General features: G+C 65.0%; 10 protein-coding genes. 4 read left to right on the forward strand and 6 right to left on the reverse strand.

Annotated features, from left to right (window positions below; translation table 11 throughout):
* Positions 1-3 precede the first annotated feature (3 nt).
* From PMI20_RS15265 to pelG, 4 genes are read left to right on the forward strand one after another with little or no spacing between them, the layout of a single operon-like run.
* Positions 4-1,374, forward strand: a complete 1,371-nt coding sequence (locus PMI20_RS15265; RefSeq protein ID WP_037034620.1) for a PelD GGDEF domain-containing protein — start codon at positions 4-6, stop codon at positions 1,372-1,374.
* Positions 1,352-2,341, forward strand: a complete 990-nt coding sequence (locus PMI20_RS15270) for a HEAT repeat domain-containing protein (protein WP_007925547.1) — start codon at positions 1,352-1,354, stop codon at positions 2,339-2,341. Before PMI20_RS15265 ends, PMI20_RS15270 begins: the two co-directional genes overlap by 23 nt.
* The gene (pelF, locus tag PMI20_RS15275; protein WP_007925550.1) at positions 2,338-3,870 is read left to right on the forward strand and encodes a GT4 family glycosyltransferase PelF; all 1,533 of its coding nucleotides are present in this window, start codon (positions 2,338-2,340) and stop codon (positions 3,868-3,870) included. Before PMI20_RS15270 ends, pelF begins: the two co-directional genes overlap by 4 nt.
* On the forward strand, positions 3,871-5,241 hold the full coding sequence (gene pelG, locus PMI20_RS15280) for an exopolysaccharide Pel transporter PelG (RefSeq protein ID WP_007925551.1): 1,371 nt from the start codon (positions 3,871-3,873) through the stop codon (positions 5,239-5,241).
* A 142-nt stretch (positions 5,242-5,383) separates the two neighbouring features.
* Here the strand turns inward: pelG and PMI20_RS15285 are convergent, their stop codons facing one another.
* From PMI20_RS15285 to PMI20_RS15310, 6 genes are all read right to left on the reverse strand, one after another.
* The gene (locus PMI20_RS15285) at positions 5,384-6,652 is read right to left on the reverse strand and encodes a condensation domain-containing protein (protein WP_007925554.1); all 1,269 of its coding nucleotides are present in this window, start codon (positions 6,650-6,652) and stop codon (positions 5,384-5,386) included.
* Between the two features lie 9 nt (positions 6,653-6,661).
* Positions 6,662-8,086: an MFS transporter gene (locus tag PMI20_RS15290; RefSeq protein WP_007925555.1), complete on the reverse strand. Its 1,425-nt coding sequence runs from the start codon at positions 8,084-8,086 to the stop codon at positions 6,662-6,664.
* A gap of 72 nt (positions 8,087-8,158) precedes the next feature.
* On the reverse strand, positions 8,159-8,332 hold the full coding sequence (locus PMI20_RS15295) for a glutamine amidotransferase-related protein (RefSeq protein ID WP_007925558.1): 174 nt from the start codon (positions 8,330-8,332) through the stop codon (positions 8,159-8,161).
* Positions 8,329-9,654 carry a phenylacetate--CoA ligase family protein gene (locus PMI20_RS15300; RefSeq protein ID WP_007925561.1) on the reverse strand — a complete coding sequence of 442 codons (1,326 nt, stop codon included), beginning with the start codon at positions 9,652-9,654 and terminating at the stop codon, positions 8,329-8,331. Before PMI20_RS15300 ends, PMI20_RS15295 begins: the two co-directional genes overlap by 4 nt.
* Positions 9,651-15,152 carry a non-ribosomal peptide synthetase gene (locus PMI20_RS15305; protein WP_037034622.1) on the reverse strand — a complete coding sequence of 1,834 codons (5,502 nt, stop codon included), beginning with the start codon at positions 15,150-15,152 and terminating at the stop codon, positions 9,651-9,653. The genes PMI20_RS15300 and PMI20_RS15305 overlap by 4 nt, the downstream gene beginning before the upstream one ends.
* A 34-nt stretch (positions 15,153-15,186) precedes the next feature.
* Entirely contained in the window at positions 15,187-16,305 is a 1,119-nt protein-coding gene (locus PMI20_RS15310) for a DNA glycosylase AlkZ-like family protein (RefSeq protein ID WP_007925565.1), read from the reverse strand.
* Positions 16,306-16,316 lie beyond the last annotated feature (11 nt).

Below are 16,316 nucleotides of genomic sequence, written 5' to 3' on the forward strand. Positions count from 1 at the left end.
GTCATGAGATCTCCACACATGGACTACGCGCTGGCGCCCCGCGCCAGCGGTCCGGCGTCATGGCTGGAAACTTTCCTGGTGACGGCCCTGGTCATCGGCGTGGGTCTGTGGCTTGCGCCACAAGACCCGCTGCAGGTGCAGGGTGAGTTTCCCTGGTCGGTGCTGGCGCCGCTGTTGCTGGGTGTGCGCTACGGGTTTGTCCGCGGCCTGATCAGCGCCAGCCTGCTGGTGGCGGCGTTCTTCATCCTGCGCCAGTCGGGGCTGCCCGGTTACGCGCAGATCGCTCCCTCCTACATTGTCGGCGTGCTGGTCTGCGGCATGCTCGTGGGCGAGGTGCGAGACCTGTGGGAACGGCGATTGCTGCGCTTGCAGATGGCCAACGAGTATCGCCAGTACCGGCTCGACGATTTCACCCGGGCGCACCAGATTCTGCGGGTGTCCCATGATCGCCTGGAGCAGCGCCTGGCCGGCAGCGACCAGAGCCTGCGCAGTTCGTTGCTGGGCCTGCGCGATCGCCTGCGCGTGCTGCCCAATGGCGATGACCCGCTGAGCCTGCTGGCCGAGCCCGTGCTGAGCCTGCTTGGTCAGTACGGCTCGTTGCGGGTCGCCGCGCTGTATCGCGTGGAGCAGGCCGGCCATGCGTCGCCGAACCTGAGCCTGCTGGCCGCCACCGGGACCATGGGACCCCTGGACCCCAACGACCTGCTGGTGCGCCTGTGCCTGGAGCGCGAGGAACTGGTGAGTGTGCGTGAAGAGCTGCTCGATAGCGGCGGGCAGGCTTCGGTGTCGTCCCTGCAGGCCTGTATTCCCTTGGTGGACACCCAGGGGCAGGTGCTGGCAATCCTCGCGGTACGGCAGATGCCGTTCTTCGCCTTCCAGGAGCGCACCCTCAGCCTGCTGGCGCTGCTGGCCGGGCATATCGCCGACCTGCTGCACTCTGACTTGCAGGTGCTGCAACTGGAAAGCGACGATGCCCAACACTTCACACGCCAGCTCAAGCGTTCGCTGGTGGATGTCGAGCAGCACGGCCTGTCCGGTTGCCTCTATGCATTTGAATCGACCCAGGCCAACGATGAACTGACGCGGCTTTTCGAACGCAGCCAGCGCGGACTGGACCTGCACCTGGGCCTTGCCAACAACCGCGGGCACGCTCTGTTGCTGGTGCTGTTGCCACTGACCAGTGCCGAGGGCGCCCAAGGTTATCTGGCGCGCCTGGGCAAGCTGATTCACGAGCATTTCGGCATGAGCGTGGAACTGGCCAGCCTGGGGGTCACCGTGCTGCCTTACGACCTGGAGTCGGCCCGGCAACGGGATGGGCTGCGTAACTTCCTGTACAACGAGTGTGGCCTGAATGATCAGCAAGTGGCTGTTTAGCGCGGCGTTGTTTTTCGAGGCGGGGAGCTGGGCCAGCCTGACGGCGCAGTTGCCCGACCCGCAGATCGCGCTGCTGTATGCAATGACCCACGGGATCGCCTGCGGCCTGCTGACGGCGGCGGTCTGGCGGCTGCTGCCGGCGCGCTATCGCACGCCGTTGCCGTGGAGTCCGCTGTTCATTTTCAGCCTGGCGTTCTTTGTCCCGTTGCTGGGCTCGGTGGGGGTGATTGCGGCGATCTTTCCGGCGCTGTATCTGCCCCGCAAGCGCGATACGCAGATGTGGCAGGCCGTCGGCATTCCCGGCCTGCCGTTTCGCGCGCAGTCCCATTTGCATTCGCCGACCTTCGGTGACAGTGGCTTGCAGGATGTGTTGCGCCACGCGCCGGACCCCGACCAGCGCCTGGCGGCGTTGCTCGCCACCCGCAGGATGCCGGGCAAGGAAGCGGTGCCGATTCTGAAGCTGGCCCTGGGCGATCCGAGCGACGATGTCCGTCTCCTGGCGTACTCGATGCTCGACAAGCAGGAAACCGATATCAACCAGCGGATCCAGTTTTCCCTCGAACAGTTGCCCGGTGCCGCGCCCAGGAAGGCCGGCGCCCTGCATGCCACCCTGGCGCGCTGGTACTGGGAACTGGCCTACCTGGGCCTGGCCCAGGGCAGCGTCCAGCTGCACGTGCTGGAGCAAGCCGGCGAACATGCCAGGCTGGCGCTGGAGGCGGGAGAGGGCGGCGAGTTGCTGTTGCTGGCCGGGCGTATCGCCCTTGAGCGCGGCGATATCGACAAGGCGCGGCTGCATTTGCACCAGGCCCAGGAAGCGGGCATGGACCCGGCCAAGGTCTTGCCATTCCGTGCCGAAATCGCCTTTGAAAGCGGAAACTATGCGGAGATTCCCGCGCTGTTGAGCCGCTTGCCGCCGCAGATGCAACAACGTCCGCCCTTTGCCGGGCTGATAAGGACCTGGACATGAAGAAAACCGTCAACCCAACGCCCATCGCCGATGTCTGCCTGTTGCTCGAGGGCACCTGGCCTTATGTGCGCGGCGGTGTGTCCAGCTGGATTCACCAGATGATCCTCGGGCTGCCGCAACTGACCTTTTCGGTGTTGTTCATCGGTGGCCAGCGTGCAGCCTACGGTCAGCGCCGCTATGAGATTCCAGCCAACGTCGTGCACATCGAAGAGGTGTATCTGGAGGAAGCCTGGCGCAATCCGAAGCACAGGCGAGTCGCCCACACCGCGTCCCTGGAAGAATTGAGCAACCTTTACCGTTACCTGCACAACCCGGAAAAACCGGCCGCCGAGCTGGGCATTGGCGTGCTCGATTCCCTGGCCCAGGCGCGGATCACCCTGGATGACGTGCTCTACAGTCGCCCCAGCTGGGAGGCGCTGACCGAAGGGTACGAGCAGCATTGCGCCGATCCTTCCTTCGTCAATTATTTCTGGACCCTGCGCACCATGCAGTCGCCGTTGCTGATGCTGGCAGATGCCGCCCGACGCATGCCGCGGGCGCGGGTGCTGCACTCGATTTCAACCGGTTATGCCGGGCTGGCGGGCTGCATCCTCAAGCAACTGTGGGGGGGCCAGTTGCTGCTCAGCGAGCACGGGATCTACACCAAGGAGCGCAAGATCGACCTGGCCCAGGCCAGCTGGATCGCCGAAACCAGTAACCAGGCGCTTAACGACAGCATGGACACCGGCACCGGTTACATCCGTATGCTCTGGGTGCGCTTTTTCGAGCGCATCGGTCATCTGGTCTACGACAGTGCCGACCAGATCATTGCCTTGTACGACGGCAACCGCCAGCGACAGATCAAGGACGGCGCACCGGCCGAGTGCACCCAGGTGATTCCCAATGGCATCGACCTGCAGCTCTGGACCCAGGTCCTTGAGTCCCGGGCCGAAGGCATCGCCCCCGTGGTCGGACTGATCGGCCGGGTGGTGCCGATCAAGGACGTGAAGACCTTCCTGCGGGCCATGCGGGGAGTGGTCAGTGTGATGCCGCAGGTCGAAGGCTGGATCGTCGGGCCGCAAGAGGAAGATCCCGAGTACGTCGCCGAGTGTCGCAGCCTGGTGGCCAGCCTCGGGCTGGAGCAAAAGGTGCTGTTCCTCGGGTTCCAGAAGATCCAGGACATCCTGCCGCAACTGGGCCTGATGGTGCTGACTTCCATTAGCGAGGCCCAGCCCCTGGTGATTCTCGAAGCCTGGGCCGCCGGCACTCCAGTGGTGAGCAGCGACGTGGGCTCCTGCCGTGAGCTGATCGAGGGCGGCGAAGCGTCCGACCGCGATCTCGGGCTGGCCGGGGAGGTGGTGGCGATCGCCGATCCCCAGGCCACGTCCCAGGCAATCATCGACCTGCTGCGCAGCCCCGAGCGCTGGAAGTCCGCCCAGGCCGCCGGCTTGTCGCGGGTTCACCGCTACTACAGCGAAACCTTGATGATCGAGCGCTATCGCAGGCTTTATCACAGCGCCATGGGCACCCTTCAAAAGGAGGCCGTGTAAATGGCCGGTATCGGTTTCGAACTGCGCAAGATTCTCTCGCGCGACTCCTACACGGCGACGCTGCATGCCTATGTCTATGCCGGCCTGATCAGCTCCGGGCCCTGGGTCCTGTCGATTCTCAGCGTGATGCTGGTGGGGGTCATCAGCCTTGGGCTGGTGGTTCCGGAGGTGGTGATCCGCCAGTTCCTGATCACCGTGACCTACCTGATGGCCACGTCGCTGATCCTCACCGGCGGCTTACAACTCTTCTTCACCCGTTTTGTCTCCGACCGCCTGTTCGAGCGCAAGTACGAGCAAATCCTGCCGAACCTGGTGGGCATGCTGCTGCTGGTGACCCTGGGGGCCGGGGTGCTGGGCATCCTCCTGTTGATCACCTTGTTCGACCAGGGGCTGATCTACCGCCTGCTGACCCTGGCCAACTTCGTGGTGCTCTGCAACCTGTGGCTGGTGATCATATTCCTCTCGGGGATGAAGGCTTATAACCGCATCCTGCTGGTGATGCTGGTGGGTTATGGACTGATGGTCGGCAGCGCATTCTTCCTCAGGCACCTGGGCATGGAAGGGCTGCTGCTGGCGTTGCTGCTGGGGCACAGCAGCCTATTGTTCCTGTTTCTCTACGACATCCTGCGCGAATACCGGGCCGAGAAACTGGTGGCCTTCGACTTTCTGGACCGGCGCCAGGTGTTTGTCAGCCTGCTGTTGACCGGGCTTTGCTACAACCTGGGAATCTGGATCGACAAGTTCATCTTCTGGTTCAACCCGCAGACCTCGAGCCAGGTGATCGGGCCGATGCGCGCCTCGATTCTTTATGACTTGCCGATCTTCCTCGCCTACCTGGCGATCATTCCTGGCATGGCGGTGTTCCTGGTAAGGATCGAAACCGACTTCGCCGAATGGTACGAGCGTCTGTTCCGGGCGGTGCGCGACGGCGAGACCCTGCAGCATATCGGTTCGTTGAAAGCCGAGATGACCTTCTCGATCCGTCAGGGCCTGCTGGAAATCTGCAAGGTCCAGGGGCTGACGGTGGTTCTGCTGTTTCTCTTTGGCCCGCGCATACTGGAGTGGCTGGGGATGTCCAGCTACTACCTGCCGCTGTTCTATATCGACCTGATCGGGGTGAGCATCCAGGTGGTGTTCATGGCGATCCTTAACGTGTTTTTCTACCTCGACAAACGGATGATCGTGCTGGAACTGTGCCTCTTGTTCGTGGCACTCAACGGCGCCTTGACCCTGCTGAGCCTGTACCTGGGGCCGAGTTTCTTCGGCTATGGCTTCACCTTCTCGCTGCTGCTCTGTGTACTGCTGGGGCTGGCGCGGTTATCGACGGCGCTGGATGACCTGGAGTACGAAACCTTCATGTTGTCTCGTTGAAACTCAAGCCGGTCAGTGAGGATTGAACACCCCCACGCGTTATCGGCAGGAGCGATGCCCGGCTCGTTGCAGCCAGGCCATCCGCCAAGAGCGCAGGACTGGGCGAACTGCGCTCTTGGCGGTGGTCTACACGCTTTGCGGATCAGTCGCCGGGAATGCTTTGCAGATCGCTGATCATCTGTTCGATGACCTGTCCTGCATGGTCGCCATAGGCTGCGGCGTCCATGTCGATCCGCCCCGAAATATGCTCGGTGTGCTCATCCAGGGTGATTTCGAAAGCCACGCGGCAGGTATCGTTGGGCAATAGCCGCAGGCTCATCCACTGGTTGTCGCCCAGGGCGATGCGGCTGCCTGCGCTGCGTGAGTTCCAGGCGTTGAACAGCTGGGGAAACGGCAGTTCGAAGCCGGCGGTGCGGGTAGACATACCCTCGGGATACAAGGCTGCCGGCTCCATGTCCTGGCGAGCCGCGGCATTGATCACCGCCCGCTGCACGCGCTTGATCACCGCGGCCAATGGCTCGCCGGGCTCATGCCGGGTACTGACCGGGATGGTATTGGACAACGGCCCCACCAATTTCTGGGCCGCGGCGCCCGGGCGATTGGCGAAGGGGACGCCGGTCACCACCGTGGCGACACCGCTGACGGCACTGATTGCCCGTTGGTAGATGGCCAACAGCAGGACGAACGGCGTCACGCGCTGGGCCCTGGCATAGTCCAGAACCCTGCTGCGCGGCACGCTGGAGGTGAACGTCAGGCTCTGCATGCGCCCCATGCCGCCAGCGCCTTTGGCGCGCAGTGCGTCGAGCCCGTAGGGCCCCGTCCCCGGGTAGATCTCAAGCCGTTGCGCCGCGCTTGCCGGCGGCGGCAGGTGCTGCAGCCGGCAATAGTCGTTCCAGGCGCTGCAGGACACCGGGGGCAGGCCCGAGTAATGCTGGGCGATATCCTCCAGCAGCAGGTCAATCGACGCGCCATCGCAGGTATAGATCCAGAAGCCGATCCAGATGTGCAGGCCAGCCTCGTCTACCGCCGAGGCGATGCGCAGCCCGGGTTCGGCGGCTTGCCTGGCCCGATAGGCCAGGAAGTCCTGGTCGGTGACGGCGGCCTGCACCTTGCCCAGTTGCTCACGCAGCGTCTGGCGCAATGCCTGTTCGCTGGGGGCCCGGCCGACCAGCTGTTCTCCTTCGATCTCGAATCGGGCCGCCAGGATCGGATGCCGAGCCAGGGTCTGGGCCACGGCGTCGAATACTTGCGCGTGGCAACACTGCTCGCTGAAGTCCAGACGCAGCGCGCCAGAATAGGCGCGCCCCGTCTGGTCAAGCATCGCCCCGGTCCATTTTTCCCGCAGCCCCGCGACGCTGGAAAGCGTCGCCAGGGGTCCCTTGAAGGGAGGGATCAGGTAGTTCTGATGCATGACGATAACCTACGGCTGGGGGCTCGAGGGGGCCGGCTCGAGAGCCAGGGCATTGCGTCCGGCCCAGATCAGCAAGGCACCCCCGATCATCGCCAGCGCCGACAGTGCGAAAGCGCTGACGAAACCATTGGCGGTGATGGTCGGCACTGCGGTGCTGTCGGAGACCGCCAGGCCCACGGCAGCCAGCAGGGTGACCCCGAACACCTGGAACAGCTGCTGGATGGTGGTGGTGATACCCGAGCCGGCACCGGCATCCGCCTCGCTCAGGTCACTGGTGGCCAACGACTGAGCGACCGGTGCGACACAACCGAAGCCGATGGAGGTGACCAGCATGGCCGGCAGCATTCCCAGCCAGTAGCTATGCAGGGGTACGCCGAAGGCAAACAAGGCGAAACCCAGCGCCGAGGTTGCCAGGCCGACGACCGCTGCGGCCTGCGGGCTCCAGCGCTGCATGACGAACTGCGAAAGGAAGATGCCGGGGAAGAAACCCAGGCAGAAGGGCAGCCAGGCCAGGCCAGTCTGCATCGGGCTCAGGCCGAGGTAGTCTTGCAGCAGCAGTACGCCCAGGTAGAACAAGGCGCCGGAGGTCGCCGCCAGGATGGCCACGATGGCGTAGCCGGCCAGGCGGGGAGAGCGAGCCATCAGGCGTGCGGGAATAATGCCGTTTTCCGAGCGCTTGCAACGACGCAGCACCAGGGCGATACCCAGCAAGCCCAGCACCAGGAGCGCCACGCGTTGTCCGGGCAGGTGCTCGATGCCGGAGCCCATCACGGCCATGACGGTCGCGGCGACGGCCACCACCAGGATCAGTGCGTTGCCCAGGTCCAGAGGGGTGGAAGTGCGGTGGGTGAACTTGGGAATCATGACCATGGTCGCCACGCTCAGCAGCATGACGATCGGCACGTTGATCCCGAACACCCAGCGCCACGACAGATAATGAGTCAGTACGCCGGACAGCAGTACGCCGATGATCGAGCCCAGGCCGCCCAGTGCCGCCCAGATGCCAAACGCCTTGCCGCGCTCGGGGCCTGCGGGAAACAGCAACGACACCATGGCCAGCCCGGTGGCCGAAGCCAGGGCTTCGCCGACCCCTTGCCCGGCACGGCTGACGATCAGCACGGTGGCATCTTCGGCGAAGGTCGCCAGCAAGGAAAATGCGCCAAAAATCACTACGCCGACCTGGAAGGTGCGCCGCACCCCAAAGGCGTCACCAATCCGCCCGCCCAGCAGCAACAGCGATCCGGCGGTGATGAGGTAGGCATTGACTACCCAGGTCAGGGACCCGTCCGTGAGTCCCAGCTCGTGCTTGATCCGTGGCAGGGCCACGTTCACCACGGTGGCATCCAGCAGCAGTATCAGCTGGATGATCGAGATGACAGCCAGTGCCTGCCATCGTTTTTCATTGAGCGTTGCATTCGCGGGTGTGTGAGTCATGTTTATCCAATCCTTAGATTAATGGGTGTCGACCGGCATCCGGCCGGCACCCGAGGCTTTTTTCCAGAGCGATCAGCCCATGGGGTTGACGTTGGCCAGGGCCAATGAGTTACGGATCATCTTGATCCCGTAGTCGGTGCCGATGCTCTCGGGGTGAAACGGCACGCTTTCGATCGGCCGGGTACGCTGGCGCGCCGCCCTGTTCACGCCATCGTCCGGGCAGGCGGTGGCTGGTAACGCGCTCACAGGGCGCTCTCCCGTTGATCGCGGATACGGGCGTGCTTCCAGGAAATGTAGGCGCCGGTCTCGGTCCTCGGGTCCAGGCTCTGCTCCAGTTGCAGCTGGACCGAGGTGCCGAAATGGCCGGCCATCTGCTCCTGTACCTGGGCCAGCGAACGCTCGCCGATACCCGCCACCATCGACACTTCGACATGGTCGCTGCCGTCGCTGGCGGTGCAGATCCTGACCTCGTAGCCAGAGACCCACTCGGCCGCAGCCAGCACTGCCGACTCGATCAGTGCCGGCAGTACCTGGCGACCGGCCAGGGTCATCACATCGCTCACCCGGCCAAAGACCCGCAGGCAACGAGAACGATTGCCGCACCCGCATTCCTCGGCAGCGTGCAGTCGCGCCAGGTCGCCGGTGCGGTAGCGGATCAGCGGCTTGGCCCCGGGTACCAGCATCGTCAGGCACAGTTCGCCGATATCGCCCTCCATTCCGGGAACCGGAAGAATCTCCGCCAGGTAGTTGGTCTCGGAGAAGTGCAGGTTGCCGTTGGCGCAGCCGGTGGCCACCGCATGGGCTTCCTGGGAGCCATACAGGCCATGGGTGCAGTGGGCATTCCAGACCCGGGCGATATTGCTCAGCATCTGCGGCGTGCACAGTTCGCCCAGCACCATGATCTGGCCCACCGCGGTCTCGCGCGGATCGATCCCCTGGCTCACATAGAGCCGGGCCAGGGCCAGGGCCACGGCGGGGGAGCAGATCAGCGAGCGCACGCCAAGGTCGTTGATCAACTGAGCGGCCTTGACCAGGCCGACCCGGGGGCTTTCCGGCCACAGCCGCACATAGGGGATGCCCAGGTTGCGGCAGACCTCGCCATAGGTATCGCCGAACGCATACAGCTCCGACGGCCCCATGATCGCGGTAAGGGCATCGGTGGTGCCGAATGTCGACTGGTACAGGTCGGAGACGGCCTTCTGCACATAGGCACCGCTGGTATCCACGTCGATCGCCGCCCGAGGGCAGGGGGTGGGCGCCCCCGTGGTCCCGGTCGTCTCGTAGTACACCGCGATCTGCTCGAAAGGCAGGCTGCAGACCGAGCGGCCCACGGCGCGCAGGTCTTCCTTGGTGGTGAACGGTATGCCGTCCAGCGCCGGCAACGCGCTGGGGCCACCCAGTTGCGAACGCAGGTGCCTGGCATAGAACGTCGAGCGTTCCTGGACATACTGCAAGACTTCCCGGGCCCGCAATTGCCCCTTGGCCTCCAGTTCCTGTGGCGTGGTGCGTCCATCCAGGTAGGCGTCCACATCCTCCAGCCATTGCCGGTGCAGGTTGTCCTTGATCATGGCTGGTTCCCCGCGTCCAGGCTGTTGGCGAACTCACTGATGGTCTCGGTGAGCATGAGGTTCTCCAGGGGCACGCTGATGGACAGCTGGGACTCGAGTTCGATCTTGATCTTCATCGCCGACAGCGAGTCGCCGCCCAGGTCGAAGAAGTTGTCCTCGGGCAGTACCACCGGCTCCTCAAGATGGCTGGCGATAACCCGGATAACGGTGCGCAGGATGGTTTGCGGAGTCTTGCTGGTGGAGTCTTTCATGTCATTCCTCAGGGTTTCACGCAGGGCCAGTACATCCACCTTGCCGTTCTTCGACAGGGGTAATTGGGGCAACGGCTGGACAGTTTTCGGCACCATGTAGGCAGGCAGGCGCAGGGTCAGGGCCTGGGTGATTGCAGGAGCCAGTCCGGGCTCGCCGACATAGACCAGGGCGATCTGCTTGGGATGCCCGTCGGGACCAGGCAGGGCTACGGCACAGGCCCGCGAGACACCGGGGCAGGACTCGGCCACGCTCTCGATCTCGCCCAGTTCGATGCGCAGGCCATTGAGCTTGATCTGGTTGTCGAGACGTCCCAGGATCTCGATTTCGCCGTTGGGCAGGTAGCGCCCGAGGTCACCGGTGCGGTACATCCGCTGGCCGCTGCGCGGGTGCAGGACAAAGGCCTTGCCGGTCAGCTCCGGCTGGCCGATGTAGCCACAGGCCAGGGACACATCGCTTTGCACCAGCATTTCCCCGGGCACCCAATCCGGGCAATCGGTCCAGTCGCCCGCCACGATGTGATAGGCCGAGTTGCGCATCGGCGCGCCATAGATCACCGAACGCACCATTTGGCCTTCTTGCTCGTCGATCTCGTGCAGCACCGACCAGTTGGTGGTCTCGGTGGGGCCTCCACAGGAGTACAGCCGTGCCTTCGGGTACAGCGCCCTGGCTCGCGGCAGCAATGGCAGAGGGATCCAGTCGCCGGCCATGACGATATTGGCCAGCGATTCCACCGCGCAGAAGCTGCGCGCGTTTTCCGCGACACTGCACAGCAAGTCCATGATGGCCGGCACGCAGGCCCAGAAGGTCACGCCGTGGCGCCGCTGCAGTCGCAGCCAAGTATCGGGGTCCGGGCCCGCGGCCTGGGCAGGAACCACCACCGAGCCGCCGTGCAGCAGGGGGCCGAAGATATCGAAGACCGACATGTCGAAGTGCAGGGCGGCAGTGGCCAGGTGGCGGGTGGAGGTATCCAGGCCAAAGCGTTCGACGACGTCATAGACGTGGTTGACCACCGCGGCCTCTGGAATCTCGACCCCCTTGGGGTTGCCGGTGGAGCCGGAGGTGAAGATCACGTAGGGCGAGTAGTCCGCGGGCAGGGGGGCCAGGGCCAGGTCCGTGTGTTGCCCGGCCCAGGCACGCAGGTCCTCGTCCGTCAGCACGAGCCGCTGCGCCTGCTCCGGCAACCGGGTATCGGCACCGGCGATAACCGTGCGCACCCCGGCCTGGGACAGCACCGAGCGGATACGCTCGGGCGGCAGGTCGATATCCACCGGCACATAGCCGACACCGGCCAGCAGGCAGCCGTAGACCGCCGCATAGTGGCCGCTGCCCTTGGGCAGCACGATCCCGACAAAGCGTTCGCCGGGGTTGCGGGCTTGCTGGATCAGCTGGCCGATCCGTGCCGCGGCCCGGCCGATTTCGCCCCAGCTGTAGCTGCCCCGGGGATCGAGGACGGCGGTTTCCCCGGCGCGTTCGGCGATCCGTGCCAGCAGCAGGTCACGCAGGTGAACCTCCGGTACCGGCGCCTGGGTCGCGTTTACCGCCTGGCGTACTTCGATCTGCGCGGCAGGTCGCAGGTCGAGCCAGGTGCGTTGCCAGACCTCGCTGTCGTCGGCCAGTTGCTGCAGCAGAGTGCGGAATGCGCCGAACATCGCTTCCACCACGTCAGGGCGAATGACCCCGGACAGGTAGTCCCATTTGAAGTACAAGGTGCCCTCGGATTCGCGCAGCTGCACATCCAGGGTGACTTGCGGCGTTTGCGAGACACCGTAGACCTCTTGCCCAAGACGCGCCGCATCATGGCGGCCCGGGTGCCCGAGCAGGCTGGTGAGGACGATCGGCATCAGCGGCGCACCGCCACTGCGACGGGCCCGGGCCAGCTCGCGCAGCACCTCGACACCGTTGAACAGCCGATGGTCCAGTGCCTGCCAGATGGCGCCTTGCAACTTCTGGCCGCGAGCCTCGAGGGTATCGGCGGCCGCTGTTTCGTAAGGCACCAGCAGGGTATTGGTAAAGTCGCCGACGACCTGGTCGATATCGGCACTGACGGGCATCCGGTCCGAGACCGGGAAGTTCAGGGTAAAGCGGTCTTCTTCGCTCCAGCAGCGCAGCACTTCGCACAAGGCCAGCGCAACCGCCCCGGATGGCGAGATATTGCGTGCCTGGGCCTGGGCCTGGAGTCGCTCCCAGGCCGCGACGGCGAGGCTGCCCTCGTATCGCTCGAAGCGCGACGGGCCGCTGAACTCCCCGGGCTCCAGCTGCGGCAAGCGCGGCGCCGCCGGCAGATAGTTGATCTTGTCCAGCCAGTATTCGCGGTCGGCCTGGTACTGGGCGCTCTTGAGCACCTTTTGCCGATAGGCGACGTAGTCATGGAAGCTGGTCTGGAGCACGGGCAGCTGTGGGTCATCTTCCAGGTAGAGATCGATCAGGTCGGGGATGATCACCTGGAAGATCGACCAGGCATCGGCGATCAGCATGTCGATGCACAGATGCACACGGCTGGTGCCGGCGCTGATGCGGCTGATGCGGAACTGGAACAGTGGCCATTGCGTGGTGCCGATTTCTTCGTTGGCCATGCGTTCGCGGACCTGGTCGATCTCCCGGTCGATCTGCGCCGCATCCAGGGAGCTGAGATCGACGTACTCCACCGCCTGGGTACCGTCGACATCGCCGATGCTCTGGCGTCCGCTGGCATCGATGGTCATGCGCAGCATCGGATGGCGCTCGACCAGCAGCCCCACGGCACGGGTGAAGCGCTCGCGATCCAGGGCCTGCACTTCCCATTCGAAATAGCCCTGGCAGCCGACGCCGCCGTAGTCGTAGAACGAGCCACGACCGATCCACAGTGCCTGCTGGCTTTCGTTGAGTTCGAACGGCAGCCGTTGCTGCTGCGCCGGCAAGTGCTCGAACGTCGGCAACTGGGTATTGCGCGAGGCATTGGCCAGGCGAACCAGGTTCGCCAGTACTGGCTCCTCGAGGAACGCGCCCATTTGCACATGGATGCCGTGCTTGCAGGCCAGCTCGCCAACCATGCGCAAGGCGCGCAGGGAATCGCCGCCGGCGTCGAAGAAACTCGACTCCAGCGTCGCCTCTTCACACAGCGTCCAGGCCAGCCAGCAATCACGTACCGCGTGGTCTGCCCGGGTCTCCGGGGCAAAGACGGTCTGGTCCGCATCGCGCTCGATCGGGCCAACCTGCAGCGCGTTGTAGTCCACCTTGCCGTTGCGCCCCAGGGGCAGGGTGCCGGTCACGATCTGGCCGGGCTGAGCGGCCGGGTGCAGGCGCGAGGCCAAGTGCTTGCGGACCTTGGCCATCACCTCTGCGGCGTCCGGAGCCAGCTCCAGGAACAATGCCAGGGTCGCGCCCAGGTCGTTGCTCAAGCAGGTGGCCGCCGCCTTCACCACGCCCGGTACCTGCAGCGCGGTGATCTCCAGTTCAGTCAGGTCGACCCGATGTCCGCGGATCTTTACCACCGAGTCGGTCCGCCCGAAGATTTCCACGGTGCCATCGGCGGCCATGCGCGCCCGATCGCCGGTGCTGTATTGCAATGGCGACGTGGCGTCCAGGGTGTTGCCACGAAACGCCTTCTTGGTGTCCTCGGGGTTCACGTAGCCCACCGACAGCGTCTCGCCGGTGATGATCAGCTCGCCGACACAACGGGCCGCGAGCGGCTGGCCATGGCGGTCGACCACGTACATCCGGGCGCCGGGTATCGCCCGTCCGACCGAGGGCAGCAAGGTGCGGCGCGGTGCGCACAGGTCCTCGATGGACACCACCGCGGCCTCCGCGGAGCCATAGACATTGATCACCCGGTAGCCGAGATCGGTCGGCGGCCATTGCTTGCAGCGTTCACCGGCGATCAGCATGGTGCGCAGGCCGGTCCGGGTCCCGGTGGCCCACAGCGCTTCGGCGATGGACGTCATGGCCAGCGTATGGTTCATGTCGCCTTCGAGCAGCCAGCGCGCCAGCAGGTTGACGTCCTGCAGCACCTGCGGGGCAGGGATGCACACCGTGCCGCCGGCGCACAGGACCGGCAGCGGGTCGACCTCGACCATCCCGTAGCCGGGCGACGATAGCCATGAGCCGCGGCTATGCTCGCCCAACCCGGCCTGATCGATAATGGCGTCCAGGGTTGCGGCCATTCCCCGATAGGACAGGCATACGGCCTTGGGCCGTCCGGTACTGCCGGAAGTGCCGGCGATAAAGCAGGCCTCGTTGGTGGTTTCGACCCACTTGCCGTGTTCCCAGTCGACGTGGGCAGGGCGTATCTGCACCTTGTCGATATCCAGCAGCGGGCAGCTCGCCCAGTCTCGCGCTCGCTCGGTGGTGCTGCCCGCGGTCAACACCGCATGGGGGCTGCACTCTTCGATAAAGGCCCGGATGCGTTCATCGGGGTGCGCCGGGTCGATCAGCACGCAGGTGCCGCCCATGCGTTGCACGGCGATGATCGAGGCCAGGTGTTGCCAGCCGCGCTCCAGGAACAGCGCCAGGCGCGGGCTCGAGCGCCGGGAAGTGACGCGTTCGCGTATGTGCTGGACCAAGGCCTCGGAGGCATCCCAGAGTTCGGCGTAGGTCAGGGTGCGGTCGCTGTTGTCATCCACGATCGCCACGGCCGATGGCTTGCTCTGTACATGCCGGTAGATGCGCTCCACCAGGAACGGGCGCTGGCCGGTTTCGGCCGGGGCAGGGCAGGCGGGCTGGATAGAGGAAGCCGGAAGGGCCTTGGGATCCAGTACCCGGGCGCAAGCGAAGGCCACCAGTTCAAGCAGTTCCAGACGTACGGCCCGGGTCATGCGATCGCTGCGTACCGACAGTTGGCAGCGGCCGTCCTGCACCAGTAGCCAGACCGGCGATTGCGCCGCGGGCAGGTTGTTGCCATCGCTGATCTCGATATCGGCACGCAATGGCGTGTCGTCATGGGGCGCTTCGGCACTGTCGCGCAACTGCGCGATATAGCCCCGAGCGTCTTGCGCAAGGTTCAACGCCGTGCAATCGACGCCGAGCTGCGACGGCTTGCCGCCGTCATGGATGCCCAGGGTCACCCGGCCTTCCGGGCTGAGCAGGGAGCCCAGGACCGCGGCGGCCGTAATCAGGTCGTTGATGCTGGCCGTCAGGCCAGGGGGCAGGGCAATGTCTTCCTGCTCCCGTGCGCTGTCGGCCGATTGTCCGGCCGCCGGGCACGCGAACGCGTCCCACAGGCTGCGCTCGGTGCCTGGCAACGATTGTGGCTCGGCGGGTACTGATGTCATGTCGTCCCTCATCTTGTTCATGCCTTCCCTGTTGTCACGCTGTGGTTTTGTTCTCGATCTGGTGAATGGCCTCGATCTGCTCCGCCAGCACCGAGGCAGCCTGAAGCACGGCTTCACGCTCCTGGTCGGCGAGTGTCGAGGCATCGACTGCGATGAAGCGTTTGCTGCCCTTGGCCGCGGTGTTCCAGGTGGCGACAGCCCGGCCGCCGATGAGCACCACCGGCCGCCCGTTACCGGCCGCGTCGTAGCCGCCAACCCGTTCCAGCTCAAGGCAGTCGCGCTGTCTCGAACCGGGCGCATAGCCCATGACCAGGGGATCCCAGGCCGGCAGGAAACGGATCTGCGCCGTTGCGGGGGCCTTGGCGCGGTCGAGGAACTGCTCAAGGCGCGCCAGCCCGGCCGTGCTGTGCCACATCTGGTTTCCGACCTGGCGGGCTGCGCAGGCTTGAAGCAGCGTGCGCGCGGTTTCCTTGGAAACCCCGAGCCACCAGGCCAGGTCGTCGACCGTGACCGGTCCGTAGTGTTCGACGTAGCGCCCGGCGATATCGCGCAGTAGCAGGTCGCGGTCCAGTGGCACGCCGTCACCGGGTAGCAGCCCTTCGGGTGCAGCCGAGTACAGCCAGCGGTTGGACCATTGGTTGGCCGCCGGTATACGGACCAAGGCGCCGTCATAGGCGGCAACCGAGGTCAACGCACGCGCCTGGGGCGCCGGCAGGTCGAGGGCGCTGCCGATGTCCTGCAGGCGCATCGAGACGCCACTGCTGAAGGCGAGCAGCGTCGGCAGCAGTCGCCGGTAATCGTCCAGGCCGAGCCCTACGTCCCGTAAGCGCCATTCGTGGTTGGCCAGGGGCAGGCGGGTGGCGGCGAAGACCTTGGCCGCCAGCTCGCCGGGAAGCAGGAACTTGGAGCGCCGCATGCCCGGGATCCGCAGCAGGTCGCTGGCGTTTTCCATGGCCAGTACGGTCTTGCGATCGAGGTTGCGATTGCGCGCCATGACCGCCAGCCAACTGGTAGGCCGGGCCGAATAGACCCCGACATAGGCCTGTGCAATCTGTGCCACCGTGGCATCCGCCAGGCGCTCGAAGTGTTCCGACACTATCCATTCCCGCAGGTGGGTGTCGGTGAGGCCATTGCAGGCAGTTCTAATGCTCATAAGGTTCTCGA

Origin of the sequence: Pseudomonas sp. GM17 (assembly GCF_000282175.2) — a bacterium.
Lineage (GTDB): Bacteria > Pseudomonadota > Gammaproteobacteria > Pseudomonadales > Pseudomonadaceae > Aquipseudomonas > Aquipseudomonas chlororaphis.

What these genes read in the sequence shown, in the direction of transcription:
- PMI20_RS15265 (WP_037034620.1), top strand. Translation starts at nt 4, where the DNA reads ATGAGATCTCCACACATGGACTACGCGCTGGCGCCCCGCGCCAGCGGT.
- PMI20_RS15270 (WP_007925547.1), top strand. Translation starts at nt 1,352, where the DNA reads ATGATCAGCAAGTGGCTGTTTAGCGCGGCGTTGTTTTTCGAGGCGGGG.
- pelF (WP_007925550.1), top strand. Translation starts at nt 2,338, where the DNA reads ATGAAGAAAACCGTCAACCCAACGCCCATCGCCGATGTCTGCCTGTTG.
- pelG (WP_007925551.1), top strand. Translation starts at nt 3,871, where the DNA reads ATGGCCGGTATCGGTTTCGAACTGCGCAAGATTCTCTCGCGCGACTCC.
- PMI20_RS15285 (WP_007925554.1), bottom strand. Translation starts at nt 6,652, where the DNA reads ATGCATCAGAACTACCTGATCCCTCCCTTCAAGGGACCCCTGGCGACG.
- PMI20_RS15290 (WP_007925555.1), bottom strand. Translation starts at nt 8,086, where the DNA reads ATGACTCACACACCCGCGAATGCAACGCTCAATGAAAAACGATGGCAG.
- PMI20_RS15300 (WP_007925561.1), bottom strand. Translation starts at nt 9,654, where the DNA reads ATGATCAAGGACAACCTGCACCGGCAATGGCTGGAGGATGTGGACGCC.
- PMI20_RS15305 (WP_037034622.1), bottom strand. Translation starts at nt 15,152, where the DNA reads ATGACATCAGTACCCGCCGAGCCACAATCGTTGCCAGGCACCGAGCGC.
- PMI20_RS15310 (WP_007925565.1), bottom strand. Translation starts at nt 16,305, where the DNA reads ATGAGCATTAGAACTGCCTGCAATGGCCTCACCGACACCCACCTGCGG.